Origin of the sequence: Yoonia sp. GPGPB17, assembly GCF_037892195.1 — a bacterium.
Taxonomy (GTDB): Bacteria; Pseudomonadota; Alphaproteobacteria; order Rhodobacterales; family Rhodobacteraceae; genus Yoonia.
In genome coordinates this window covers 11,805-35,614 of record NZ_JATACI010000001.1, presented here as the reverse complement: position 1 = coordinate 35,614, position 23,810 = coordinate 11,805, and the positions used below count along the sequence as shown (strand labels likewise).

The following is a 23,810-nucleotide window of genomic DNA, read 5'->3' as shown; positions in this document are numbered from 1 at the left end:
GCAGGCTTTGCTGAAATAGGTTCTCCGTCAAAGCAAACTACAACGTTTTTTGATCAACTGCTTTCATATCAAATCGTAGCCCCGTGAAGATGCCCGCGGCCCGCAAACTAGATTGCATCAATCGTACGGCCACGAGTGAAATTGGCAAAGCCGAATAATGACGGCGGCCGAAAAGCTCTTATTGATCACATAGCGTGCGGATAATGTGTTTTGTGAGCATCGTCGCTCGATGGACTATTCAAGAAGACGAAGTAAAGATCTCTTCGATCGATGATTTCAGATTAGACATATCGTCAATCAACAGATCAGGCTGCAAAATGGACAGTCGGTCTTTGAGTTTGGCAGGCTTGCTATGACTTGCACCGCAAAAACCGATCACTGGCATGCTTACCGCTTTCGCTGCTCGGATGCCCGCCGGACTGTCCTCAACAACGATACACGTGTTCGGTGTAGCATTCATCCGTTTCGCGGCGTAGAGGAAGACATCTGGATGCGGTTTACCGCGTTGAACAAAATCGGTGCTGAAGAGTTGTTCTCCAAAGTGATCGTCGAGACCTGTGAGTGTCAGCGACATTCGAATACGCGCCAAGTTGGAAGACGACGCAACGCACTTCGCCATATCTAAAGAAGACAGCGCCTCGGAAATACCGAAAACAGGTTTGAGCGACTTCCGGAATGCGTCGAAGATTTTCACCTGGAAGTCCAAAAGATCGACAGGCGCAATCTTCTGATCGAAGAGAGCTTTCGCATTTTTTGACGCTTCCACGACAGGCTTGCCGAGGAACGCCTCGTAGGCTTGTGCCTCGGTGATCTCAAATCCTGAATTTCGGCAATGCTCAACAAGCAGGTCAATCGAGATCGGTTCACTATCGACCAAGACACCATCGCAATCGAAAATGATAAGAGGAGTTCTCATGCCGCTGTGCTCTGTGTCAGGCGAGCCGAGGCCTGCAACGCTTCGAACGTTAGGTACCTTTGTCGGTGAAGTGCCTTTAGCTCGCCGTCGACCGGTTTAAACCGACAACCCAGCGTCGACATATTGACCATGGCGTTCTGGAGCGAGTCAAAATAGCCCGAAGCAACCGCGCCCAACATCGCCGAGCCTAACAGAACTGGCTCGGCCGAGCCTGATTCAGCGAAAGCGATATCCGCGGCGTCGGCAAGTAGTTGTTTGACGAGAGGATTCTCCCCTGCCCCGCCGCTTATCACGACTAGCTCAGGATTGACGCCATTGTCCCTTTGGACATTCAAGATCTGACGGAGCCCGTACCCTAGTCCTGTGATTCCAGCGACGTAGAGGCCGATCAAAGCAGCTTCACTTGTATCAAGATCAAGCCCGGAAATGATCGCCTTCGCCTCAGGATCGGCGAAAGGCGCGCGGTTCCCAAGAAATTCTGGAACAACAACAATGCTCTTGGCCAGATCAACAACATCCGAAGGCTTTGACACTTGGTCAGCGATTCTCTCCAGAAGATAATCGAGAAGATGTAATCCCGCGCTGTCAGCAGCGGCTTGAGCAGCAGGATAAGCTGAATGAAACCTCACCAGCTGCGCTATTGCTTCTCCAGCTGCGGACTGCCCACCTTCACTAAGCCAAAGGCCAGGAACCATCGCTGAATAGTACGGCCCCCAAACCCCAGGGACGAAGGCCTCATTGACTGAGGACGACATCGTACAAGCAGATGTTCCAAAGACATATGCCATCCTCGAAACGGCGCCTTCATTTGGACCTGCAGCCCCAACTGTTCCAATACCACCAGCATGCGCGTCGATGAGTCCTGCACCGACAGCTGTGCCGGACTTCAGTCCCAACTCGGAAGCGGCACTGGGAGTGAGTCCGCTTCCGAGAGGTGTGCCTGCATCGACAATGGATTTACCAATGCGCCGGAAGTCCTCGTCAGCCAATTCCTTCAAGCCAATGGCCTCAAAGTAGCTCCTGTCCCAGGAATTCTCATGGGCAAGATAGGTCCATTTGCAGGTCACGGTGCAAACTGACCGGGAAAAAGAGCCGGTTGCACGCCACGTCAGAAAATCTGTGAGGTCAAAGAATTGGCCTGCACCTTCAAAGGTCTCAGGCATGTTTTCTTTGAGCCAAAGAAGCTTAGGTGTTTCCATCTCTGGGGAAATGCGGCCTCCCACATAGTCCAACACTCGGTGCTTAGTTGCATTTATTCGCTCGGCTTGTTCGATCGCACGATGATCCATCCAGACAATTACGTTTTGGTTGTTGTAGCCGGAAGCGCTAACTGTGAGTGGTCTGTTCTCTTTATCCAACACAACCAAAGAACAGGTGGCGTCAAACCCAATGCCACGAACTTGATCTACCGCGACACCGGAAGTCTCGACGGCATCGTTCACGCTTTTGCAAACTTGCTGCCAAATGTTGTCGCTGGACTGTTCAGCGATATCCTCGGCGCAGCGAAACATCTCGATGTCGTTAACGGCACTAGCAATCAGCGTTCCGGTAGCATCGAATACACCAGCACGGGCACTCCCGGTTCCAACATCCACGCCAATGAAATAAGTCTCTTGGGGAATTTTCATTTTTCTTTTCAGTTTATCTTTTAGGGTCAGAAACGACCACTATGACGGTTCAAAGTTCAACGCTGTTAGGGAGCAATACCAGATCCCTAATCGTGACATTACGTGGGCGCGTGAGCATAAAGAGAACGCAATCTGCGACTTCATGAGGTTGCATTAAGCTGCCATTATTCAAAGCTTCATCTAACTTTTTCTTGGGCCAATCATCCAAAAGTGCTGTCACAACAGGCCCGGGCAATATCGCACCCACACGAATTCCATGTTCTGCGACTTGCCTCCGGACTGTGTGGGTAAACGCCTGAACTGCATGCTTGGAGGCCGTGTATATTGGTTCCCAAACCACTGGAATGACTCCGGCGATTGAGCTTGTCATGATTACATCCCCGCCACCGTTTTCTTTCATGATCGGCAAGACCGCATGAACGCTGCGAAAAGCTGCGTTGATGTTGAGGTTCAACATCCGATCCCATACATCAGGATCGCCCTCTAACACCGAGCCGCCAATGTACCCACCTGCATTTGCATGAAATATATCGAGCCTACCGGCAACGTCCAAGATGCGGGGCACCATTTGCGACACGCTGTCTGCATCCAAAAGGTTGGTTACGACCGGAAAGGCATTTTCCCCAAGCTCATCGCAGAGGCTCGTGACCTTCTCTTCGGCATAGTCCACCAAGGCGACCCTGGCTCCTGCATCAAGCAAGGTTCTTGCCACCTCCAGACCAATGCCTGATGCCGCACCGGTGATAGCAGCTACTTTTCCCTCAAGGCATGTAGATGTCATATGCCAATCCTCCCGTTTTTCTTGTTCAGTTGACCCGCTGCTTATCGGCATCGAAGAGATGACACCGCTCTGGGTCAAAACTCAGGAAGATTGTGTCCCCGCGATTGAAACTGCGTTCTCCAACGGCGCGCACGGTTATCTGGCCAAGCTCCGGAACATCCACGTATAGGAAGGCGTCGCTACCAAGTTGCTCTTCAACGGTCACCGTGCCTTGCCAGTCGCCGCCATCGTGAGAATAAGTGATGTGCTCTGGCCGTATCCCGAGCGTCATGCTCGAAGTCATCTTGTCTTCAGTCGTTCCGGGGATGCTTTTGGCGACCTTGTCTGCAACAATCACGGACCCATTGGCCCCTGGTTTTGCTGGGACGAAGTTCATCTTTGGTGATCCGATAAAGCCAGCAACGAAGACGTTGTCCGGCCGGTCATAGAGCTCAACAGGCGTATCAAACTGCTCAACGCGGCCGTCGCGCAGAACAACGATCCGTTCAGCCATTGTCATGGCTTCCACCTGGTCGTGGGTCACATAGATCATTGTTGCATCAAGCGATGCATGCAGCTTGATCAACTCGATACGCATTTGCACGCGCAGGGCCGCGTCCAAGTTCGACAGTGGCTCATCGAACAGGAACACAGCAGGTTCGCGCACAATAGCACGACCAATCGCAACACGTTGCTGCTGCCCACCCGAGAGTTCACGTGGTCTCCGGTCCAGGAGTTTTTCCAGTCCGAGGATCTCAGAGGCTTTTGCAACCTTAGCATCGATCTCTTCCTTCGGCAGGCCAGCGATTTTCAATCCGAACGCGACGTTGTCCCGCACGGAGATATGGGGGAAGAGCGCGTAGGATTGGAACACCATGGCAATCTGTCGATCCGATGGCTGAGCGTCCGTTACATCGCGACCCGCAATTCCAACGGTGCCGGAGCTCATAGTCTCTAGCCCTGAGATCATCCGCAAGAGCGTGGACTTGCCGCACCCCGATGGTCCGACAAAGACGACGAACTCTCCGTCTTTGATGTCCAAGGAAATGTCTTTGATGACGTCTACTGAGCCGAAGCTCTTCATGACGTTTTGGAGTTCTATTTGCCCCATTTTGGTGTTCCTTTAGTAATGCAGCGTGTGGATCGAGAGAGTTGGTCAGCCATTTTTGACGGCTCCCATTGTCAAACCCGACACGATGTGGCGTTGCATGATGAGTGTGAAGATGATGGGCGGCAGAACCTGAATGACGGTCGCCGCGGATACGAACTCCCAGTAGGTTCGCGTGATTGTCGAGAAGGTCGAAATCACAACCGGGAAGGTCTTGGCTTCATTGGAGGTCAAGAAGAGTGCAAGCAGCAACTCGTTCCATGCAAAGATGAAGACAAAGGTTGAGACCGTAGCAATCCCACTTTTGGTTAGCGGCAAAGCGACCTGCCAAAAAGTTTGGAACCAGGTGCATCCTTCAATGCGCGCTGCCTCGATGATCTCTTTGGGAAGATTGCGAAAGAACGACATCGCGACCCAGACCGCAAACGGCAGGTTGAACCCCGCATAAACGATGATCAAAGCGAAATGCGTATCAAGCATCCCCATGCCATTGAAGATCATGAACAATGGGACGGCCGCCGCGATCGGTGGCATCATGCGGGTCGAAAGGATCCAGTCAGCAAGAAAGTTGTTGCCCTTGAATTGAAAGTTCACCAACCCAAAGGCACAGGGCAGCGCAAAGATCATGCAAAGAACTGTCGCGCCCAATGTGATGATCACGGAGTTCAGTAAGAAGGACCAGTTCTCGGCCAGAAGTGTTTTGAAGTTCTCCAGATAGCTGAAATCAGGCCACCAAACCGGTGGAATGGAATAGATGTCGACCGGCGTTTTGAACGCCCCCATGAACATCCAGATGATCGGCAGGGTGAAAATCAACATCACGAAGATTGCAGCGACATACGCACCGATGAGGTTCGACTTAGGCATTTTGCATTCTCCGCAAGAAGCTCACCGTGATGGTGGTGACAATGATGCTGATGATGAGGATGATGACGGCTGCGGCGGACCCGTAACCCACGTTGAAGAAGGCGAAGTCCTGACGGTATGTGAAGAAAGTCAGAAGCTCCGTGCTGTCGCCCGGCCCCCCTCGCGTTGTGATGTAGACGAGATCGAATAGCTTAAGGTTGTCGATCACCCGCAGGATGAGACCGATCAGGATCACGTCTTTGATCGCAGGCAACTCGATCCACCGCGCCACATGCCACCAGCGTGCTTTTTCGAGCGAGGCGGCCTCATAGAGTGACGTTGGGATCGACACAAGACCTGCGAGCATCAAGAGCATCATGAACGGGGTCCATTGCCAGACGTTGATCGCGATGATGGACCAAAGCGCGAGGTTGGGATTACCGAACCAAGAGATCGGCTCGACACCAAATCCAGACAGGATGTAGTTAAAAATGCCGAGCGTCGGGTTGAGGATATAGCTAAAAATCAGCGCAACGCAGAGCGGCGTGATCATCATGGGCAAGATCGACATAGAGCGCAGGAAAAACCCGGCACGCTGTTCCCGCAGGGCGAGGAAGACTTTGGCGCATGCGAACGCAAGGATCACTTCCAAGATTATCGATGCCGTTGTTAGCACGAACGTATTCTTCATCGCGGCGAGGAAAACCTCATCCGAGAACAGTTGCTTGTAGTTGTCGAACCCAATGTAGAACTTTTTGTGCAGCCTGGTCAGTTTGGCTTGGAAGAAGCTCAAATAGACCGAGTAAACGAACGGGAAGATGCTCATAAACATCAAGTAGATAACGGCCGGAACAATAAAGGCCGCACGCACAAGACGTTCATCGCGCGTCAATGTGCCTTTCTTGGTTTTTTTCTCATTTTTTAGTGCGACATCTGCCACGGCTTTGACTCACATGATCTGATTCGACACGCGCTTCGAAGAAGAGGTCACGAAGCGAATGCCAGGTTTTTTGTTCAGTCGCTTTGGTCCCAAATCGAGAACCAACGACGGCTTGTTGTTTGGCTCAAAAGTTCGCACAAACGTTCTGGAGACCGTTGGCACCAGTCTCAAGGAGCCATTGGAAAACCAGTTTCCTGCGAACTTTCGAAATGTAACTCAATTGACGACCGAGAAATTTTCATTTTCAGTCTTGAGTTGAGCAAGCCTGCTCCGATTTTGTGATTTGCTGCAGGCCGGATCTGAGGAGCCCTGCTGTTTTGCAGGGCTCCCGCTTGCCTTAGCGTTCCAGCAGACCTTCAGACTGCAAGATGCGCGTGACATTTTCATTGGCTTTGTCCAGTGCTTCTTGCGCAGAGATTTCGCCAACGATGGCCCGGTTTACTTCGAGGCCGATCGCATCGATGACCTGGAAGGTGCCAGGATAGCGCGGACGCCCATCCGGCCATGCTGCCTTTGCGGACTCATACAGAGTTGGCGTCCAGAACTGCTCCTCGTTGATTTGTTCGTCCTGGAATGCCGAGTGACGCGAAGGTGGGCCGCCTGCCAGCACGAAGTCTTTGTGCACTTCGGGAGACGCGAACCATTTGATGAAGTCCCAAGCAGCGTCTTTGTTGTTGGAGTGCGCATTGATGCAGAGGATCCAACCACCCACAGGAGGAACCGACGACTGGCCTTCAGCATGCGGGAACATTGCAACGCCAAAATCATCCGTCACTTTGGAGATTTCTGGATCGGTAAAGAGTGGTGTCCGCACGGACCAGTTATTGATCATCGCGACTTTACCTTGCGTAAATGCATTGGCACGCTCATCCCAAGCGAAGTTCTCGACGCCCGGTGGGCCATATTGAGAGATTTCGTTAAAGAACTGGACCATCTTCACGCCTTCAGGCGAGTTGAGCGTCGGTGTCAGATCACCATAGACGTCATCCGAGCCGATGAAGTTGGTCTTCCAAGGGCTGCCGCCTGCGGAGTAGATCCACTCGAAATACTGCTGACCTGCTGCTGAACCACGCTGGAAGTTCATGGCCATGCCACCTTCCAGTTCCGGGAAATCCGGGTTGTCGTCGAAGAGTTCTGCAGCTGCAAGCATTTCCTCAAACGTTGTCGGAGCAGCAAGACCCGCTTGCTCGAAGAGGTCTTTGCGATAGTGCAGCATGTGCCAGTAACCCGCGATGGGCAAACACTGACGCTGACCATCCCAGCTCGCCTGTCCGGCAAAGCTTTCCATATAGTCGTCCCAAGCGATGATGCTTTCATCGGTTGCAGCGATGCGGTCCTCGACCGGATCTATACAGCCAGATTCAGCGAACTCGCCAACCCAAATGCCATCGATGAACAAAACGTCGTAGGTGTCATCACCCTGTGAGCAATTTAGGACCTGCTTTTCATACAGGCCGCCATAACCAAGATCGTCTTTTGCGACATTCGCGCCCGTAATCTCGCCAAACTCGGTCATGATTTCTCCGAGAGCGCCAGTGAATGGGTCGTTGATCAGCTGGATGCGCAGATCTACTCCGCTGTGATCGCCAAGCTCAGCCGACCAATCGGTCGCATGACCGTCGGCTAGCGCACCTCCTGCCATGGCGCTAGTCGCCAAAGCAAAGGCACAAGTGTTTTTGAGAAACTCTTTCATTGTCTCCTCCAAGTCCTCTCTGTTGCGGTTCTTCGAACCTATTATGGTGTAAGACACACCCCTCCCGTTCACTTCGGACAATGCCTCAGTGTTCGAAATCTTAATCATTTCAGCTCGGTCCGCTGTTACTCTCCGCAGCAACCGGACCTTTCATTTTGCACCCTTCGCCTACCCGCGAGAGTGCCCACCAAACATGTACCTCACGTCTGGATCCCCCCAATAATTCCCTTGTTCTTTGAGTTTTTGCACTGAATCGCGAACTACGAGTTCGCTTTCCAATACCGTGTTTTTGACGGCCCCACTTTGACCGTTGATCCTGCTGAGAAGTTGTGTCCAGACTGCGTCAGCGATCTGATCAACTGGCTGACGGATCGCGGTAACCTTTGTTCGCCGCGCCGACATCCACGCATAGTCATCAAATCCAACCACAGACATGCCAGACGGGATGTCGATCTTTTGGTCAGCAAGAAACCGTAGAATGGCCAAAGTCGTCATATCGTTCGTTGCACAAATTGCAGTTGGCGGATCGTTTGCCTCGAACCAATTACTCAGCAACTCTGCACCACGCTCTGGATCAGCGCCGAGTTCTGCAATCCGAATTGAACCCCCAAACACTTCCAAAGACTGCTGAACGCCAGCCGCGCGCTGACGGATTGGCTCGATCGACATATCCGAGGCGGCAATAAGTACGTTTCGGTGACCGAGTCCGCCGAGGCACTTCCCAGCCTGTTGGCCCGCTCCGACATTGTTGATAGTCACAGTGTCTACAACGTCAAAGCTAGCGACACGATCAACCAGTACACACGGTGGAACAGTGCCTTTCGTCAAGCGCTCGGGCAACTCGTCTGTACATGGGATTATGATTGCGCCCGCTGGGTCCCACGCCAGCATCGCATTCAGCCGACCATCTTCGACATCGCTGTTGTCGTCTGAATTGCCTACGATGATCTCGTAGCCATCGTCTCGAGCGAGGTGCTCAATATCTGTAATCAAAGACGTGAAGAAGGGGTCCGCAAGATCGGGCACGAGGATGCACACGACGGAGTTTCGGCCACTTCGCAACAAAGATGCCGCCTTATTCACAGTATAACCAAGTTCGTTAGCCGCCCGTCGTACTTTCGCTGCGAGATCATCGTTCACGGGCTTTCGACCACTGAAGACGTTGCTTACTGTAGCTGTCGAAACGCCCGCCGCCTTGGCGACGTCTTTGATTGATGTCTTTTTCATCTTTCCTCCCGGCAAATCGCCTGTTAAACGATTTACAGTAAAACGATTAACTATCTTACTTCACTTTGTCAACCGTACACAGTATCTCTTTTAATTACTTGATATTATTGGATAATATCTCTCTCTGAGTGTGAATAAAACAAATATCTACCGGTCAGAGACGACAAAGGGTCAAGAGGAATCGCGAAAGCGCATTAAATTCGATGAAGCTAGAAGCAAGACAAGTAGCCGTCTTATTGCACCAAGATTCCAAAGCCCCAGTTGGCAAACTTTACCTCTGGCAGAGCGGCGAGGCTGATCCGATGTGGTTCGACGAGGAGTTTTTGGACGCTATCGTCGAACCCCTACCGGAAGAGAGTTGCGAATGGGCGAAATGGAAACTTGGCGGGCAAAAAGAACGCGATGACTAACTCAACTAAGCTGGCAATGTCCGGATCCCTCACGATGCTCAAACCCAGCAAGAAACGATTGATGACACCTAAATGTTTAGAAAATCGGCTTGAGTAGTCCGTGCCTCCTATTCGGCTGCGCGAAGCTTCTCAGTTCCTGATTTTTTGTTTCTCTTTGTCACGTGTCAAATTGCTTCTTTGACTGGCCCAATTTGGAAACTAGATCTTCCGACGAAGCAGTTGGTTAGCCCAGCCAAAACAGTCCACATAATGAATGTTGAGGAAGCGCGATTTCTTTCGGGTGTACAAGGAAGCCTCCAATAAGAAGCATCTCCGTTTCCTACAAAGTTTCTACCCGTTCTGTTCAAATACAAAGCAAATACTCTTTCGCTCTTTTGAAGAGGGGATCGAAGCCGAAACGAACGTCACAACCAGAGGTTCACGAACCCTACAAAAACTTGAAAATTCCTACTGCTCGTGCCTATTGGATGTGTGACCACAGTGTAGCCGCACATGTTTAAATATATCTTGCGGACATTTATATATTATCGTAGCTTTGGGCTTCAAATCGAATTGCCCGTTGTTGCGCCCATTGAGAAAGCGTGAGCCGGGCCATGAACTGGGACATCGAAGCACCAAATGTGGTTACGGAAGCACGTTTCCGCGAACTCGTGGAAAGTGGCTACAGCGCTGAAATCCTGTGCCAGGAGTCGGCATACAAGAAGGGCCCGAGCTATTACGGCGTCTGGATTATGCGTGTCGTGTCCGACGAGGGCGTGGAAAAACTGCTGGTCACGGCCCGTACCCGGACGACCTATAACGACATCAAGATCCGCGAGTTCAAAACCATCACCGGCGTGGTCTCTTTCCTTATCGGGATCGGCTTCTCTCATGCCGATGTGCCGCTCGAAGAAGGCCAACGGACGACGCACAAACTTGCTGCGACCAACAAGGGCCGCAGCAAGTAGCCTTCTCCTTTGCTGGTTACTGGCGGGTCCTTCCGCTGCGCAAATAGTGTTGGTCATGGAGAGCGATGGCTCTCTTACCCCGTCCCGCTCCCAGGACAGCTTTGCCCGCAATTACAATGACGGCATCGGGCAGGGTTCGGCGGACGATGAGTTGGCAATCCTTGGTGAGACTGATGTTGAGTCTGACGAAATTCAGATGGCATCGTTAGCGCGGCCTGCGCCCCTGCCCCGCGCCGAAGTTCTCACGGCCATCGAGACCACCGCGCTACGCTACGCCGGGCATCCCGGGCTGCGCCGCACGGAGCTCTCGGTTCGCGATTGGCTGACCCTCTATCGCGCCAATATCGAGGTCGAGAGCGCCTACCGGCAGGATGCGATCTCAAGCGCAGGCGCCATTGGCCTTGGTCAATTGATGCCCGCGACGGCGCGCGATCTCGGTGTCGACCCGCGTGACCCGCTGCAAAACCTCGACGGTTCCGCCCGCTACCTTGCGATGATGCTGGACACGTTCGGCGATCCGCGCCTCGCGCTCGCGGCCTACAACGCCGGGCCCGACGCTGTGCGCCAGTACGGCGGCATTCCCCCCTACCGAGAAACCCAGAACCACGTAGCCCGTGTCATGGCCGTCGTGGCCCGATTGGAAAGATCAAATTCATGAAACACATATCTCACTTGTTTATTGCGTCGCTCGCTCTCTTCCTGCTCATTGCCGAGCCCGCCCTTGCCCAAAGCATCGATCTCTCCCCAATCCAGAGCCTGTTGCAGGGCATCGTCGATGCGCTGACCGGGCCGCTCGGTGTGGTGATCGCCACACTCGCGGTCCTCGGCGTTTTCCTGAGCTGGTTCTTCAACATCATCGATCTGCGCCAAGCCCTCTGGGTGCTTGTCGGCATCGCCGGTGTTGCTGCCGCTCCCACCATTGTTGCCGCGGTCTTTGCCGGTGGCTGAGCGCTCGCCCTTTTTCTGGGCCTCGTGCGCCCGCCGAAGCTTTTGGGCCTGCCCATCATGTATGCGATGGTCTGGCTCTTCGGTTCGGTGCTGCTCTTCGTCTGGGTCCAGCACATTGCAATGCTGGGCGTGGCCGCCCTGCTCTATCCCGTGCTTTGGAAAGCCGCAGACTGGGACCCGCGCTTCATCGACGTGATGATGACGGCGTTGCAGGAGACGCCACCAACGCGGAACCGCTCCATCCATGGCGGGGACAGCTATGCGCCCTAATACAGCCTTGGACGAAAAGCTCGATCTCCGCACGATGACGCCCGACTGGTATGCCCGCGAAACCCGCCTCGCGCATATGCTGCCTTATGTCAGCCTGGTCGATGACCGCACCGTTCGGACACGGGTGAACGAGCTCTTCCAGTGCATTCGGCTCGACGGGGTCAATAGCTACACAACGGATGATGCCTATCTCGACAAGGTGACGGCGCTTTTTGCCCGGATCATCGCGCAGCTGGGACCTGAGTTCAGCTACTACGTCCATAAGGTCTCCAAGGCGATCGCGCCAGACCTCGAACCCGTGCGCGAGGACAGCTTTGCGGGCGAGGTAGACCGGCTCTGGCGCGCCAAACTCGAAACCAGCGGGTTGCGCGACAAAACCCTGACGCTCACCGTCATTCACCGCCCGCCTCCCAAGAGCGTTCTGCCCTTCCTCAATCGCAGCGCCCCGGACCGGCTAAAGGAGGCAACCGAGAAACGCCTTCGCCGATTGGGCGAGGCCGTGAGCGTGTTCCTGTCTGGCCTAGCGGAGTTGAACCCGCGCGTCCTGCCCGCCAAGAGCGGCGAATTAATAGGCTTTCTCGGGGCGCTCAACACCGGCCAGGAATTGCCACTCTATCCGGCGAACACCTACGGCTTTCTGTCTTTCAACGTCGCCAATACTCGCGTGACGTTTCAGGGGGATCACTTCGAGCTCTCTGAAGGCGCCGTCGGCCATCGCTACGGCAAGAGTTTCACCATCGGGGAATATTCCGAGGCCACCTCCTGCACCATGTTCGACATGCTGAGCCTGCCGGTCGACATGATCGTCACGCACTCCTTCACGCCGATCAATTCGAACCTCATGGCGGGCCGCATCAAGCGTCAAAAGCGCCAGATGCAGGCTAGTCAGGACGCCGCCCTGTCGCTCATGGAGGCGCTCGACATCGCCGCCGACGATCTGGAGGCCAAACGTCAGAGCTTCGGCGAGCACCACATGGTGGTGACGATCTTTTGTGACACGCTGGACGAGTTGCAGACACTGAGCGCCGAGATCGTCAACGCCGCCGCCGCCGAAGGCGTGAAGATGATCGGCGAGCGGGTCGCCGCCAAAGCCCATTACCTCAGCCAACATCCCGGCAACCAGCCCAAGCGCGTGCGCGCCAGTGCGATCACCAATCGCAACTTCGCGGATTTCGCGGCGTTTCATCGGACGCAGCTCGGCAAACCTGCCGAGAAAACACCCTGGGGGAAGGTCATCACCTACCTGCCCACGCCCGAGCAGAGCGCCTACCGATTTTCCTATCACGAGCAAGGCAGCCCCGACAAAGAACCAACCAGCGGGCATACGCTGATCATGGGGCGGCCCGGATCGGGCAAGTCGGTGCTCTCGGCATTCCTTATGACGCAAGCCCGTCGAGCAGGGGCGCGGATCTTCGTCTTCGACTACCGTCTTGGTATGGAGATGGCGGTCCGCGCCAATGGCGGGCGCTACGCTTCTTTGAAAGCCGGCCAACCTACAGGCCTCAACCCGCTCTGGACAGAAACCGATGCACGCGGCACGGCCTGGCTCTCGGACTGGCTCGCCAGCCTGCTCTATCGCGCCGACAAGCCGCTGGCACCGGCTCAAACCAACCGCATCCAAGAAGTCGTGCGCCAGAACGCGCAAGCCACAAACCCAGCCTTGCGGAACTGGCGGGATTTCGCATCGCTGTTTGTGTCCACCGACGACGGCGGCGATCTGCACCAGCGCCTGTTTGAGTGGACCGAAGACGGCCGCTACGGCTGGATATTTGGACAGACGCTGGAAGACACCTTCTCGCTCGAAGGCAATGTCGTCGGGTTCGATCTCACCGGCATTCTCGACAGTGAGGCCGAGAAAGAGCGAATGGCGGTCCTGTCCTATCTCTTCCGCCGGGTGGAGCGCGAGATCGAGGACCGCTTACCCACGATCATCATCATCGACGAAGCCTGGAAGGCACTCAACAACGCGTATTTCGCAGAGCGACTGTCGAACTGGCTGGTGACCGCGCGCAAGCAAAACACCGTCGCGGTGATGATGACGCAATATGCGAGCCAACTTGAACGCACCCGGACGGGCAAGACCATCGTCGAGGCGGTGCCAACGCAGATCTTGCTGCCCAATATCCGCGCCCATGCTGCCGACTACGCAATGCTGAATCTCTATGAGAAGGAACTCGACGTTCTTCTCAACACCGGCAGCGACAGCCGCCTCGCGCTTATCCGCGATGACCAAGGCTCCATCGTTGTCGATGCCGATCTCAGCGCCCTCGGGCCCAATCTCACCATCCTCGGCGGCATGGAGAAAGGCGAGGCCCTCGTCGGCGCCGATTACCGCGACCGCTCAGACTTCTGGAGGCTTTCATGACACGCATTCTGATGCTTTTCGCCGCACTCGGCGCTTTGGCCTCCTGCGTGCAGTACCATGAACCGCAGGCCAATTGCTTCACGTTCCTGGCCGCGACAGCCCCCGTCGCGCCGGATTGCACCTTCACGCCCCTCGGCACACAGGAGGGTGACGTTGAGGTCTAAGCTGCCCCATATCCTGGCGCTTTGCCTGCTGCCCGGTCTCGCCCTGTCCCAAGGTGTGCCGACCAATGACAGCGGGTTGACCGCGCGCGATATCGTCGAGACCGTCGATCGCGAGGCAGACTTGGCCCTTCAGGCCGACAAGCTTGCCGTGCGTGAACTCATTGCCGAAATCGAACGGGAGCAACTCGAAACCCTCCAACGTATCCTCGACGCCCAGACAAGCTTCGGCGGTCAGGGCTTGCTTACCATGGTCTCTGGTCTGGAAAGTGGCAGTGGCGATCCCGACCGTTCCGTCGAGGCGGTCTATGGCACGGGTGAGATTGATCCCAATTCCGGCGGCGCACAGATGTTCGGGGATGCGACAGAAAATATCGAGCAGCTCATTATCCGCGTGGCCCAGGAGACCAGCGGCTTTGCGGGAGTAGGTCGCGCGGGTCTCTCCCCGGTTCAATGGCGGGCTCTGCTGCAGGCGCTCATCTGGCAGGAAAGCCGGTTCACCATCGGCGCGCGCTCGCCTGTCGGCGCCTTCGGCCTTACCCAGATTATGCCGGGCACCGCCAGCGATCTCGGCATCAACCCGGAATACTATGACAGCCCCTATCTGCAGGTGCATGGCGGCGCGCGCTATCTCGCGACCCAGCTCAACACCTTCGACGGCAATATCATCAACGCCCTCGCGGCTTATAACGCCGGACCCGGTCGCGTCTTCGAATATGGTGGTGTGCCGCCCTTCGCCGAGACCCAGCACTACGTCCAGGTCATTCCCGAACGCTACAATCTCTACCTGAGCCGCATCGGCGGGATCGAAGCGCTCGGCACGATCGACCCCGCTCTGTTGGCCAATGCCAACCTCTCGATCACCGGGCATGGTGCGGCCTTCTATGGCAACAACGCGCCTGCCGCGATCCGGCAGGCCGCCCTGCGCATCGCGGACATCGTCCAGCGGATTTCTGAGACCGAAGACGTTCAGGAGAGCATCGCGCTCAACACCTATGCGCGCGCCGAACTCGTGCGTCTCGTCGCCGCGCGTATTCGGCTTCAGGCGGCGCGGACCCGCGTTCTCTCCGCCGAAGAGCTGGCCCAGGCCAGCGCCCGTATGGCCGAGGGCGCATTCATGGAATTCACAATCAGGGAGATTGATTGATGGGACATCTACTCATGAGAATGGCCTTGGCCACGACGCTTGGGATAGGTCTGCATTTCAGCACCCTCACCCCCGTCATGGCGCAAGGCGTGCCCGTCGTCGATACCCAGAACATCGCACAAAACATCCAGCAGCTCCGGCAAATGATCGAAGACGAGATTTTGCAGAACGAGCAGCTGACGCAGCTCCGCGAACAGCTTGCGACACTCACGGACCAGCTCGCGGAGCTGCAACGAACCTACGACGCCCTCACCCGCCTCGCAGAGCTTCCAGAAATCATCCGCACCGAGATGGAAGACGAGTTGAACGGCCTGCTCGACCAGGAATTCGGAGACATCCTCGCCACCATCGAAGCGATCAAGCGGGGGGACTTCTCTGGCCTCTCCGGTTCTGGCGCGGGCGAGATCGAAACCCAGATGGATCGGGTGCTGGCCGATCTCGGCTTTGACGATGACACGCTCTCCGAGATGGCCACCAGCGGCAATTCCGGGGCCAACCGTGTGGCGACACAAGCCACGACCGGCGCGCTCGTCTCGGCCGCGGCCCAGAACAGCTACGAGGATGCAGGCCAGTCGCTCGAACGCGTCGACCGGCTCGTCGGACTGATCGATGACATGGACGAGCTCAAGGAAAGCATCGACCTCAATACTCGCGTGACGGCGGAACTCGCCATTGCGCTCGTCGCCATGTGGCAGCTTGAAGCGGTGCAGACCGTGGGCGACGGCACCGGCGGTGTGATCGATGCCGCCATAATCGCCGAAGAGCAGCGGTTCATGGATTTCACCTTGCCCGAGTTACGCGCAGATTGATTTGAGGTGTGACGCGTGGCGAGTGAACAGGAAATCATCGAAGAAGAGCTGGTCTATGGTGCCCTGCGCCGTGAACGGCTCTGGCAGCGCCTTGGGCTCATCGGGCTCGTCTTCGGCATTCTAGGATGCCTGAGCGCCGCAGCTGTCGCGATCCTCGATGTCGATCCGCCCCCCGTCGTTGTCCCCTATGATCCCGCCACCGGCTTTGCACTCCCCGAGGCCTCGGTCGGCGCCTCCTCGGTGACCGCCAACCAGGCGATCATCGAGGCGGAGGTGTTCCGCTATGTGACCGATCGAGAGGTCTACAACCAGCTCGACAACGATCTGCGGATCCGCAGCGTACTGCGTCGCTCGGACGGTGCGGCCGAGAGCGGATTGCGCCAAATCTGGAACAGCTCCAACGAGAACTACCCGCCGACAGTTTATGGCCCTAATGCCCGGCTCGATGTGGAAATCCACAGCATCAATCGCATCGGCACCAACCGCGCCACGGTTCGCCTGCGCAAGCGCCTGACATCCATCAACGGGGTCCAGACCGGGCTCTTCACCGCCACACTTCTCTTCGAGTTCCGCCCCGAGACCCGTCGCTCCATCGACGAGGTCTGGACCAACCCCTTCGGCTTCACGGTCCTCGAATATTCCATCCGCTCCGACAGATTGGAGAATTAATGCGTTTCTGGAATTCACTTCAAAATATCTTGTCGCCAATGTCCCGAGAGCGCGCAGCGCGGCAGGGTATTGGCGACGCAACTCATTCCGGAAACGCATGTTTTTTCCCAGTTCGACTTGTCATGCTCTTGATTGCCCTGTTGCCCGGCCTTGCCTTCGCGGAAGCCATCCCGCGTGGCGGCCCCAATGACAGCCGCGTACGCCTGGCCACCTACCAGGAAGGCCAAGTCTATCGTCTCAATGTCTCGCTGACCCATGTGACCACCATCGAGTTCGGCGAGGGAGAAAGCATCCGCTCAATCATCGCCGGCGACACGGAGGGCTTCGAGATCGACGGTGTGCCTGGCGGCCAGGCCTTCGCGATCAAGCCCGTCGCACGCGGTGTCCATACCAATGTCACGGTCTATACCAACCGCCGCAGTTATTATTTTAACGTCCAGGAGACCCGCAGCCCAACCTTTTACGTGGTCCAGTTCCGATATCCGGACGACGCTGCGCGCCCGACCCGGGCCATCGCCGCCCAAGCGCCAAACTACAATTACGGAGCCAGCGCGCGCGCCGAGTTCACCCCAACCCGCGTCTGGAATGACGGGACGTTTACGTATTTCGAATTCCCGCGGAACGCGCCGGTGCCCGCGATCTTCCGTTACGCCAATGGCCGAGAACGGACGGTCAACACTCAAGCCACCGAAGACGGCGTGATCCGGGTCTCCGGGGTAAACAGGCAATGGGTTCTGCGGATCGGGGACGAGGTGGTCTGTATCGAGGCCACACCGCCTGCGGGAGTGGGATCATGAGCGACACCGGAAACGGGGACCTCGAGAAACGTCTCGCTGCCCTCGAACAAGGCAAGGGCGCGAGCTCACACCCTGCCCCACGGCGCTCACCTCTTCTCGCATTCGTCGTCGTCCTCGTGATCGGCGCGGGCGGTGCATTGCTCTATCCCATGTCCCAACCCGAGGAAGAGGAAACTCTGCCTACGGCCACGCCGGACGTGTTCCAGAACGAAGGCGACGGGTTTGGCGCCATCGAAACCCTTCCTCCACCGGAGCCCCAGGTGGTGCTGGTCGCAACAGAGCCGATGGAACCGAACGCAGAGCTTTTGGCGCAACTTGCCGCCCTTCAGGCCCAGATCGAAGAATTGCGCAATGCGCCCGAGCCGGTGGTCGAAGAAGACACGGCTGCCGCCGAAGCCATCGATGCGCTGACAGCCCAGATCGCGGCGCTGCAAACAGCGTCAGAAGCCGCGCAACAGCAGTTTCGAGATGAGCTTACCGCGCGCGATCGCGAGCTGGAGCAACTCCGCATGGACCTCGAACTTGCGCAACTCGAAGCCAATCGCCCCCTTCCGGCACCCATCGGTCCCACCGAAGACGAGTTGCGTGCGCGGGAAGAAGAACGGCTCCGCCGCGATGAGGAAGCAAGACGTCTCGCGGAACTTGAGCGGCGCGCCGCCGAGGAACGCGCGTTTCAGGAGCGCCGCATCACCTCGCCCACCATCGCCTTTGGTGGGACCTCCGGCGCGAATGAGACGGCCTTGACCGAACGTACCTTCGGCGAAGTGACGAATTTCGTGCTGAACGGCGCGCTACCCACGTCCGTTACGCAAGCGGAAGTCATTGCCAATCCGTCTAACACTATTGTTCAGGGAACGATGATCCAGGCCGTCATGGAAACCGCTCTCGACAGCTCCCTGCCCGGCCAGACCCGCGCCGTCGTTTCCGAAGATGTCTTCAGCTTCGACGGCTCCCGCCTCCTGATCCCGCGCGGCTCCCGCCTCATCGGGCGCTATCGCTCTGGCGTCGAAATCGCGCAGCGTCGGGTCACCATCGCCTGGGACAGGATCATCCTGCCCGACAATCAGACCATCCAGATCAGCTCCTTCGGCGGTGATGAGTTGGGTCGCTCCGGCGTGACCGGCTTTGTCGATACACGGTTTGATGAGCGCTTTGGCTCGGCAGCGCTGATTTCGCTGATCTCCGCCGCACCAAGCGCCGCCGCCGGAAATGTCCAGGACGAAACCGCCGCCGACGTGCTCGAAGACTTAGGCGATGATCTTGCCGATGCCACGGACAGCGTGATTGGCGATTACCTCTCCATCGGACCCGTCATCTATATCGACCAAGGGGCGCGCGTTACGGTGATGGTCGACCGCGATCTGGAGATCTTTTGAGGCCATGTCGCTGAGCTATCTCCAGACCTCCCTCGACCGGATCAACGCCGCCGCTCGCGACGATGTCATCGAGATCTGCATCAACCCCGACGGGACCTGCTGGGGAGAATTCCAGGGCGATCACTTCATGAGAAAGCTGGACCAGAAGCTGACCGCGACAGAAGTGAAGGACCTCGGCAACCAGATCGCCTCCTCTGCCAATACAACGATGAGCAAGGACCGCCCGATCGTCTCGGTCTCGATCACCTACAAGGGCCGCCCTATCCGGGCACAGGTCATCAACCCGCCCGCCGTGCTCTCGGCGATGTCGATCAGCCTGCGATTCTTTTCAAGCCTGCCACTTGATGGGATCGCGCTTGATTTCCTATATGGCAAAGAACGCAAGCTTGAAGAACTCCGCCTCGAGAAAACCCGCGAACTCCGCGAGGTGGTGGCCGCAGGCGTGATCGACGATGCCCTGGCCTTCTGCGTCGAGAACAAGCTCAACATGATCGTCTCAGGCGGCACCTCCACCGGCAAGACCGTCGCCGCGCGGAAGATCCTCTCTCATGTGCCGTCTGTCGAACGCATTGTTACCATCGAGGAAGCCGCCGAACTTCTACCGACCCAGCCAAATGCCGTGACGCTCATCGCCAGTCGCGACGCGGAGTTCCTGACCGCCGATGTGCTGCTCACCGCGACGCTGCGCATGCGCCCGGACCGGATCATCCTGGGCGAGGTGCGTGGGAAAGAGGCCATGACGTTCCTCGAGGCGATCAACACCGGCCATGGCGGGTCCATGACCACCCTGCACGCCGAGACCCCGCAACTCGCCGTGCAGCGCCTCGCCATCGCTGCGCTCAAGACCGAATTCCCAATGACCTATGCCGACATGATCCAGTACATCGAAAACTCCATCGACGTGATCATCCAGGCCGGTCGCCACGACGGCCGACGTGGCATCACAGAATTCTACCTCCCCGGAATAACAGAGATCGGAGTTTCCCGATGAAGACCTTCGAATATGAAATCCTCTCCTTTCCAATGGATCACAAAACAGCGCTCATCGAGATGAAAGCCGCACTCAACAACAAAGGCGCAGATGGCTGGGAAGTTGTTTCGATCAGCAGTTCTGAGTTCGCCAATGTCGGACATTCCGCGTTTTTGAAGCGTGAGATCACAAGCGAACAGCCTTCAAAGACCGCCTCATGATGCGTTTCAGGCCACAAACGATCGTCACTGCACTGTTGCTGGGTTTGATTGCCCAACAGTCTCTTGCGGAGAACGATATCATCCCGAGCTTGGAACACGACCATGACGTCTGCCCGGATCACCCGCCTGAACCAGAGTGGATGCAGCAGATCCCACTCCGCGAGGCCTATCAACGCGTTCTGGTACAAGACATTTATCGTGCACAAAACATGGAAAGGATCGTGGCGACGGGCAAGTGCGACTGCGCCATTCGCTTTCCGGCTTGGGACGAAGCCTTAGCCACGTTCCATGACAATTATGAAGATGCCGAACGGTGGGGCATGTTGGAAGCGTCAGACACCTACAACCGACGCGCCAACGACCTACGCCCAGAGGCCAAGGCAATCTGTGAAACTGCTGGAAATTGGTGAGGCATTTGAAAGATGAGCGTTGTCACCTATTTCGTTGAAACCTCCCAAGGCTACCTCGACACCGCTGCTGAAACCCAGTTCGGCTCGGTCGCAGCGACTGTCGGCACCCTGCTCGTGCTTGGAACGACGCTGGTCGTGATCTTCGTCTTTCTGAACATGATCTACCAGTACAAGGCAATGGACGGGCGCACCGCCTTCTGGCTCGCGGTCAAGATCGGGCTCATCGGAGTATTCGCGACCAACTGGGTGCAGTTCAACGCGCTTTCCGCCGCTATCCTGGCGGGCATCGACAGCATTGCGGGCGCGCTTGTCGCCTCGGTCGGTGGCGGTACCCCGGGTCCCTCTGGAACTTTTGCCGAAGAGTTTGACAGGCTGATCGCGGAGTTGGGGGACTACTTGAACGCCGCTGGTTCCGAGTTGAACTGGATGGCCGGGGCCATGCTCGACATTGTCGGGGTGCTGTTGCTTTCGATCCTCGGAGGGCTGGCTGCCTTTATCCTCGTGGCATCCCGTCTGATGATCGCACTTCTAATCGGGATTGCCCCAGTGATGATATTCCTGACCCTCTTCGAAGTGACCAAAGACTACTTCGCACGCTGGCTGTCCGCGCTGGTTTCCTTCGCGCTTTACCCCATCGTCGTGGTAAGCGTGTTCGCGACGATCACCGGCGTTTCCTCCGCTCTGATAGGCGAGCTAGGAGATCCGGAAGGGGCATCAAATATCGGTGCGCTCATCCCCTTCTTCATGATGGTGCTCATGGCCAAGGGCTTCATCATCGCCACGCCGTTTATCGTCCGCGCGATCTCGGGAAACATCATGATGCCCGCCCTCTCCGGCGGTCTTGGCGGCGGCTACAACTTCGCCCGCGCCGCGATGGGCAGCCAGCAAGCCTACAACCGCTACCTAATCGGTGGGGCAAGCGGCGCGGAATATGCCGCCCTTAGAGCGCGGCAATTCTTCGGAGTGCAGCAGATGCCGGTGCGGCAGGGGATGGGACAGACGGGTCAGGCAAGCGCCACTGGGTCACCGGGGGCCGGGTCCCAGATGCTGGCCCAACTGGCACGTTTGGGACGGCTTGGACGAAGGTAATCAGACAGAGTGACAGCGGTCGTCGGTCGGTCTTGGATCACGGGCCACATTGCGGACTTCATAGTCAATCGCGGCGATCCGCATGAAAGTCTGCTATGAGTTTCTGACCTTCTCGCGGATCGTAGTGTCGCCAGAAATCTCTCCCTCAAACCGCTCAAGATCTCCAAGCGCATCTTCAACCAGCGCAACATCATCCGCACCTGCTGTCACCACACTCAACTCGTTCTGGGCCTCGAAATTCATCTCAAACTGGCGCTGATCATCGGCAAGGATAACCGCGCGATCCCGTAGCGCATCCAGTATTGTATCGTCATCTCGGGACGTGCCTGTATTGTGCTCACTTGTCCCCATTCTCGCTTCCAGGTCTTGCTCGGTCAGACCGGGCCCACGCGGCGCGGTCGGCATTGCCCGAACGCTCAACGGCAACTCGCCCATTGGCGGAACTGAGAGGTCCGGAAACGGAAGCTCCCCCTTCTGCGACGCATGTATCTTCTTGAAGAACGGGTCCTCAAAATACACCACCCGCTTCGCCCTTACAGGCATTTGGGCATCGACAACCACGACGATCTCATCAAGTGGCAACCGACGAGCCTCATCCTCGGGCAGGAGCGAGACCTCTTCGGTTCGCTCCGACTGACTTCGCCCCTCAAAGGGGTTCTTACCAACTGCTCGAGAGCGCGTCACCACAGTCTTTGTGGTCTTGCCTACGGCCTTGCTTAACTCCTCTACGGTCTTCTCGTCGGAGGGCGTGAGGTACAGCTTAATGCCCGCATTGCCCTGCAGCGCTCGCCGCGTGTTCTCGCCGTAAATCTCATCGATGGCAGGGATTGTCTGTGTGACGACCGCCAAGTGCCCTCGATAAGCCCGCAAGACCTCTATGCTCTCGGCGACAATCGGCATCTTCCCGAGCCGGTTGAACTCGTCGAGCATGATCATGACAGGCCAGGGCTCATCTGATCCTGGCTCCTTGTCCTGCAAGGCCGACAACAGGTCTGAAAAGAAGAGCCGGATGAGCGGCGCGAGCGGTTTTACCATGAGCGGTTGAACCACCAAGTAGACACTGAACGGCTTCTTACGGATGGTGCGGAAGTCGAAATCCGAAACCGCTGTCGCATCATCGATGGCCGGGTTCTGCCATTGATCGAGTCCCGACGTCATGAGGAGAGAGACATAAGACGTAAGGGTGTCGTTGTTGGTCGAGGCCAGCCGCGTGAATATCAATCTCGCCGCGTCATTCTCCACCTCGTGCGACCGTGCCAGATATTCTTTCTGCTTATTTCCGCCCGAGGCTGCGATGCGGTAGATTTCGCCGAGGGTCGGGCGCCTGCGCTGGAATGCCAAGAGCCCCGCGGCGGCGAAGAGGTCGATGCCGCCTTTGAGAAGCCCCTGCACACGGTCATTGTCGTTTTGCAGGAAGAGGGTCGCTAGCAGCTGCAACTCCATCTGTTGACGCGCCGGGTCAGCTAGCTCGTAAATCCGCAAAAGTGGATTGTAGCGATGTGTGCGCTTGTCGTCCCAATCGGTCGGTGCGAAACGAAACACCTCATCTCCCTGCGCCGCGCGGTGACGGGCAGACGCCTCAAAACACTCACCCTTCACATCAAGTACGACCGTCGAGCCCTGCCACGTCAGAAGGTTCGGGATCACGAAGCCGGTGGTCTTACCGCGACCGGTCGGTGCAACGATCAACGCGTGTGGATAGGTCTTCGAGCATAGGAACGACGCGCGTGAGGATGGCTTTCCGAGCTTACCGATCACGAACCCGGTGCCGGGCTTTCCGAAGAACCCATTGCGCTTCATTTCGCGGCGGGTCTGCCAGTGGGTGTATCCAAAGCGGGTCAATGCCGAGCCGGACATGGCGAGACTCATCAAAAGACCCACGACCCCTGCCCCACCCATGATCAGGTTAATGAGTCGGAAGTCGTCTGGTCGAACCTCCCTCAAAGCGAAGTAGTTCTCGGCGATGTAGAAGAAGTCGATATCGGCCTGTAAGCCCAGATCACGGAAGGTCAGGACAGCGGAGGCGATCACATAGCCCATGGCGATGGCCACGAGCGTGACCAGCATCACGCCGATGGCAAGACGACCTCTTCCCATGCCAGC

At 56.8% G+C, this 23,810-nt stretch carries 25 protein-coding genes; 16 read left to right on the top strand and 9 right to left on the bottom strand.

Going from position 1 to position 23,810, the window contains the following annotated elements; translation table 11 throughout:
• Window positions 1–238: 238 nt before the first annotated feature.
• From QTO30_RS00175 to QTO30_RS00140, 8 genes are all read right to left on the bottom strand, one after another.
• Entirely contained in the window at window positions 239–916 is a 678-nt protein-coding gene (locus tag QTO30_RS00175) for an HAD family hydrolase (RefSeq protein WP_340421649.1), read from the bottom strand.
• Window positions 913–2,544: an FGGY-family carbohydrate kinase gene (locus QTO30_RS00170; RefSeq protein ID WP_340421648.1), complete on the bottom strand. Its 1,632-nt coding sequence runs from the start codon at window positions 2,542–2,544 to the stop codon at window positions 913–915. The genes QTO30_RS00175 and QTO30_RS00170 overlap by 4 nt, the downstream gene beginning before the upstream one ends.
• 49 nt (window positions 2,545–2,593) lie before the next feature.
• Entirely contained in the window at window positions 2,594–3,325 is a 732-nt protein-coding gene (locus QTO30_RS00165) for an SDR family oxidoreductase (protein ID WP_340421697.1), read from the bottom strand.
• Between the two features lie 25 nt (window positions 3,326–3,350).
• A complete protein-coding gene (locus QTO30_RS00160) occupies window positions 3,351–4,415 on the bottom strand; it encodes an ABC transporter ATP-binding protein (protein ID WP_340421647.1) in 1,065 nt (354 codons plus the stop codon).
• Window positions 4,416–4,460: 45 nt separating this feature from the next.
• Window positions 4,461–5,279, bottom strand: coding sequence for a carbohydrate ABC transporter permease (locus tag QTO30_RS00155; RefSeq protein ID WP_340421646.1), 819 nt, complete (start codon window positions 5,277–5,279; stop codon window positions 4,461–4,463).
• Window positions 5,272–6,150, bottom strand: a complete 879-nt coding sequence (locus tag QTO30_RS00150) for a carbohydrate ABC transporter permease (protein WP_340421645.1) — start codon at window positions 6,148–6,150, stop codon at window positions 5,272–5,274. The genes QTO30_RS00155 and QTO30_RS00150 overlap by 8 nt, the downstream gene beginning before the upstream one ends.
• A gap of 385 nt (window positions 6,151–6,535) precedes the next feature.
• Window positions 6,536–7,891 carry an extracellular solute-binding protein gene (locus tag QTO30_RS00145; RefSeq protein WP_340421644.1) on the bottom strand — a complete coding sequence of 452 codons (1,356 nt, stop codon included), beginning with the start codon at window positions 7,889–7,891 and terminating at the stop codon, window positions 6,536–6,538.
• A 168-nt stretch (window positions 7,892–8,059) separates the two neighbouring features.
• Window positions 8,060–9,118, bottom strand: coding sequence for a LacI family DNA-binding transcriptional regulator (locus tag QTO30_RS00140; RefSeq protein WP_340421643.1), 1,059 nt, complete (start codon window positions 9,116–9,118; stop codon window positions 8,060–8,062).
• A gap of 203 nt (window positions 9,119–9,321) precedes the next feature.
• Between QTO30_RS00140 and QTO30_RS00135 the strand changes: the two genes are divergently transcribed.
• From QTO30_RS00135 to QTO30_RS00060, 16 genes are all read left to right on the top strand, one after another.
• A complete protein-coding gene (locus QTO30_RS00135; protein ID WP_340421642.1) occupies window positions 9,322–9,528 on the top strand; it encodes a hypothetical protein in 207 nt (68 codons plus the stop codon).
• Between the two features lie 593 nt (window positions 9,529–10,121).
• A complete protein-coding gene (locus QTO30_RS00130; RefSeq protein ID WP_340421641.1) occupies window positions 10,122–10,475 on the top strand; it encodes a hypothetical protein in 354 nt (117 codons plus the stop codon).
• Between the two features lie 43 nt (window positions 10,476–10,518).
• Window positions 10,519–11,133 carry a lytic transglycosylase domain-containing protein gene (locus tag QTO30_RS00125; RefSeq protein ID WP_340421695.1) on the top strand — a complete coding sequence of 205 codons (615 nt, stop codon included), beginning with the start codon at window positions 10,519–10,521 and terminating at the stop codon, window positions 11,131–11,133.
• Window positions 11,130–11,423, top strand: coding sequence for a TrbC/VirB2 family protein (locus tag QTO30_RS00120; RefSeq protein ID WP_340421640.1), 294 nt, complete (start codon window positions 11,130–11,132; stop codon window positions 11,421–11,423). The genes QTO30_RS00125 and QTO30_RS00120 overlap by 4 nt, the downstream gene beginning before the upstream one ends.
• A gap of 24 nt (window positions 11,424–11,447) precedes the next feature.
• Window positions 11,448–11,693, top strand: coding sequence for a type IV secretion system protein VirB3 (locus QTO30_RS00115; protein WP_445327115.1), 246 nt, complete (start codon window positions 11,448–11,450; stop codon window positions 11,691–11,693).
• Window positions 11,683–14,058 carry a VirB4 family type IV secretion/conjugal transfer ATPase gene (locus QTO30_RS00110; protein ID WP_340421639.1) on the top strand — a complete coding sequence of 792 codons (2,376 nt, stop codon included), beginning with the start codon at window positions 11,683–11,685 and terminating at the stop codon, window positions 14,056–14,058. The genes QTO30_RS00115 and QTO30_RS00110 overlap by 11 nt, the downstream gene beginning before the upstream one ends.
• Window positions 14,055–14,222 (top strand): hypothetical protein, encoded by a 168-nt coding sequence (locus QTO30_RS00105; RefSeq protein WP_340421638.1) that lies wholly within the window; start codon window positions 14,055–14,057, stop codon window positions 14,220–14,222. Before QTO30_RS00110 ends, QTO30_RS00105 begins: the two co-directional genes overlap by 4 nt.
• A 55-nt stretch (window positions 14,223–14,277) precedes the next feature.
• Window positions 14,278–15,366: a lytic transglycosylase domain-containing protein gene (locus tag QTO30_RS00100; protein ID WP_445327118.1), complete on the top strand. Its 1,089-nt coding sequence runs from the start codon at window positions 14,278–14,280 to the stop codon at window positions 15,364–15,366.
• Window positions 15,366–16,175, top strand: coding sequence for a type IV secretion system protein (locus QTO30_RS00095; protein WP_340421636.1), 810 nt, complete (start codon window positions 15,366–15,368; stop codon window positions 16,173–16,175). The genes QTO30_RS00100 and QTO30_RS00095 overlap by 1 nt, the downstream gene beginning before the upstream one ends.
• Before the next feature lie 15 nt (window positions 16,176–16,190).
• Window positions 16,191–16,844 (top strand): virB8 family protein, encoded by a 654-nt coding sequence (locus QTO30_RS00090; protein WP_340421635.1) that lies wholly within the window; start codon window positions 16,191–16,193, stop codon window positions 16,842–16,844.
• Window positions 16,845–16,966: 122 nt separating this feature from the next.
• Complete coding sequence (locus QTO30_RS00085; RefSeq protein ID WP_340421692.1) at window positions 16,967–17,641, top strand: TrbG/VirB9 family P-type conjugative transfer protein; 675 nt, start codon at window positions 16,967–16,969, stop codon at window positions 17,639–17,641.
• On the top strand, window positions 17,638–19,017 hold the full coding sequence (locus tag QTO30_RS00080; RefSeq protein ID WP_340421634.1) for a TrbI/VirB10 family protein: 1,380 nt from the start codon (window positions 17,638–17,640) through the stop codon (window positions 19,015–19,017). The genes QTO30_RS00085 and QTO30_RS00080 overlap by 4 nt, the downstream gene beginning before the upstream one ends.
• Window positions 19,018–19,021: 4 nt before the next feature.
• Complete coding sequence (locus QTO30_RS00075; protein ID WP_340421633.1) at window positions 19,022–20,008, top strand: ATPase, T2SS/T4P/T4SS family; 987 nt, start codon at window positions 19,022–19,024, stop codon at window positions 20,006–20,008.
• Window positions 20,005–20,208 (top strand): hypothetical protein, encoded by a 204-nt coding sequence (locus QTO30_RS00070; RefSeq protein ID WP_340421632.1) that lies wholly within the window; start codon window positions 20,005–20,007, stop codon window positions 20,206–20,208. Before QTO30_RS00075 ends, QTO30_RS00070 begins: the two co-directional genes overlap by 4 nt.
• Window positions 20,205–20,618 (top strand): hypothetical protein, encoded by a 414-nt coding sequence (locus QTO30_RS00065; RefSeq protein WP_340421631.1) that lies wholly within the window; start codon window positions 20,205–20,207, stop codon window positions 20,616–20,618. The genes QTO30_RS00070 and QTO30_RS00065 overlap by 4 nt, the downstream gene beginning before the upstream one ends.
• 12 nt (window positions 20,619–20,630) lie before the next feature.
• Complete coding sequence (locus QTO30_RS00060) at window positions 20,631–21,707, top strand: type IV secretion system protein (RefSeq protein WP_340421630.1); 1,077 nt, start codon at window positions 20,631–20,633, stop codon at window positions 21,705–21,707.
• A gap of 93 nt (window positions 21,708–21,800) precedes the next feature.
• On the opposite strand, the gene QTO30_RS00055 is transcribed toward QTO30_RS00060, so the two are convergent.
• Window positions 21,801–23,804: a type IV secretory system conjugative DNA transfer family protein gene (locus QTO30_RS00055; protein WP_340421629.1), complete on the bottom strand. Its 2,004-nt coding sequence runs from the start codon at window positions 23,802–23,804 to the stop codon at window positions 21,801–21,803.
• Window positions 23,805–23,810: the final 6 nt, after the last annotated feature.

What these genes read in the sequence shown, in the direction of transcription:
- QTO30_RS00095 (WP_340421636.1), top strand. Translation starts at nt 15,366, where the DNA reads ATGGGACATCTACTCATGAGAATGGCCTTGGCCACGACGCTTGGGATA.
- QTO30_RS00065 (WP_340421631.1), top strand. Translation starts at nt 20,205, where the DNA reads ATGATGCGTTTCAGGCCACAAACGATCGTCACTGCACTGTTGCTGGGT.
- QTO30_RS00085 (WP_340421692.1), top strand. Translation starts at nt 16,967, where the DNA reads ATGCTCTTGATTGCCCTGTTGCCCGGCCTTGCCTTCGCGGAAGCCATC.
- QTO30_RS00155 (WP_340421646.1), bottom strand. Translation starts at nt 5,279, where the DNA reads ATGCCTAAGTCGAACCTCATCGGTGCGTATGTCGCTGCAATCTTCGTG.
- QTO30_RS00140 (WP_340421643.1), bottom strand. Translation starts at nt 9,118, where the DNA reads ATGAAAAAGACATCAATCAAAGACGTCGCCAAGGCGGCGGGCGTTTCG.
- QTO30_RS00070 (WP_340421632.1), top strand. Translation starts at nt 20,005, where the DNA reads ATGAAGACCTTCGAATATGAAATCCTCTCCTTTCCAATGGATCACAAA.
- QTO30_RS00170 (WP_340421648.1), bottom strand. Translation starts at nt 2,544, where the DNA reads ATGAAAATTCCCCAAGAGACTTATTTCATTGGCGTGGATGTTGGAACC.
- QTO30_RS00160 (WP_340421647.1), bottom strand. Translation starts at nt 4,415, where the DNA reads ATGGGGCAAATAGAACTCCAAAACGTCATGAAGAGCTTCGGCTCAGTA.
- QTO30_RS00060 (WP_340421630.1), top strand. Translation starts at nt 20,631, where the DNA reads ATGAGCGTTGTCACCTATTTCGTTGAAACCTCCCAAGGCTACCTCGAC.
- QTO30_RS00075 (WP_340421633.1), top strand. Translation starts at nt 19,022, where the DNA reads ATGTCGCTGAGCTATCTCCAGACCTCCCTCGACCGGATCAACGCCGCC.
- QTO30_RS00135 (WP_340421642.1), top strand. Translation starts at nt 9,322, where the DNA reads ATGAAGCTAGAAGCAAGACAAGTAGCCGTCTTATTGCACCAAGATTCC.
- QTO30_RS00120 (WP_340421640.1), top strand. Translation starts at nt 11,130, where the DNA reads ATGAAACACATATCTCACTTGTTTATTGCGTCGCTCGCTCTCTTCCTG.
- QTO30_RS00165 (WP_340421697.1), bottom strand. Translation starts at nt 3,325, where the DNA reads ATGACATCTACATGCCTTGAGGGAAAAGTAGCTGCTATCACCGGTGCG.
- QTO30_RS00175 (WP_340421649.1), bottom strand. Translation starts at nt 916, where the DNA reads ATGAGAACTCCTCTTATCATTTTCGATTGCGATGGTGTCTTGGTCGAT.
- QTO30_RS00080 (WP_340421634.1), top strand. Translation starts at nt 17,638, where the DNA reads ATGAGCGACACCGGAAACGGGGACCTCGAGAAACGTCTCGCTGCCCTC.
- QTO30_RS00145 (WP_340421644.1), bottom strand. Translation starts at nt 7,891, where the DNA reads ATGAAAGAGTTTCTCAAAAACACTTGTGCCTTTGCTTTGGCGACTAGC.
- QTO30_RS00055 (WP_340421629.1), bottom strand. Translation starts at nt 23,804, where the DNA reads ATGGGAAGAGGTCGTCTTGCCATCGGCGTGATGCTGGTCACGCTCGTG.
- QTO30_RS00110 (WP_340421639.1), top strand. Translation starts at nt 11,683, where the DNA reads ATGCGCCCTAATACAGCCTTGGACGAAAAGCTCGATCTCCGCACGATG.
- QTO30_RS00130 (WP_340421641.1), top strand. Translation starts at nt 10,122, where the DNA reads ATGAACTGGGACATCGAAGCACCAAATGTGGTTACGGAAGCACGTTTC.
- QTO30_RS00105 (WP_340421638.1), top strand. Translation starts at nt 14,055, where the DNA reads ATGACACGCATTCTGATGCTTTTCGCCGCACTCGGCGCTTTGGCCTCC.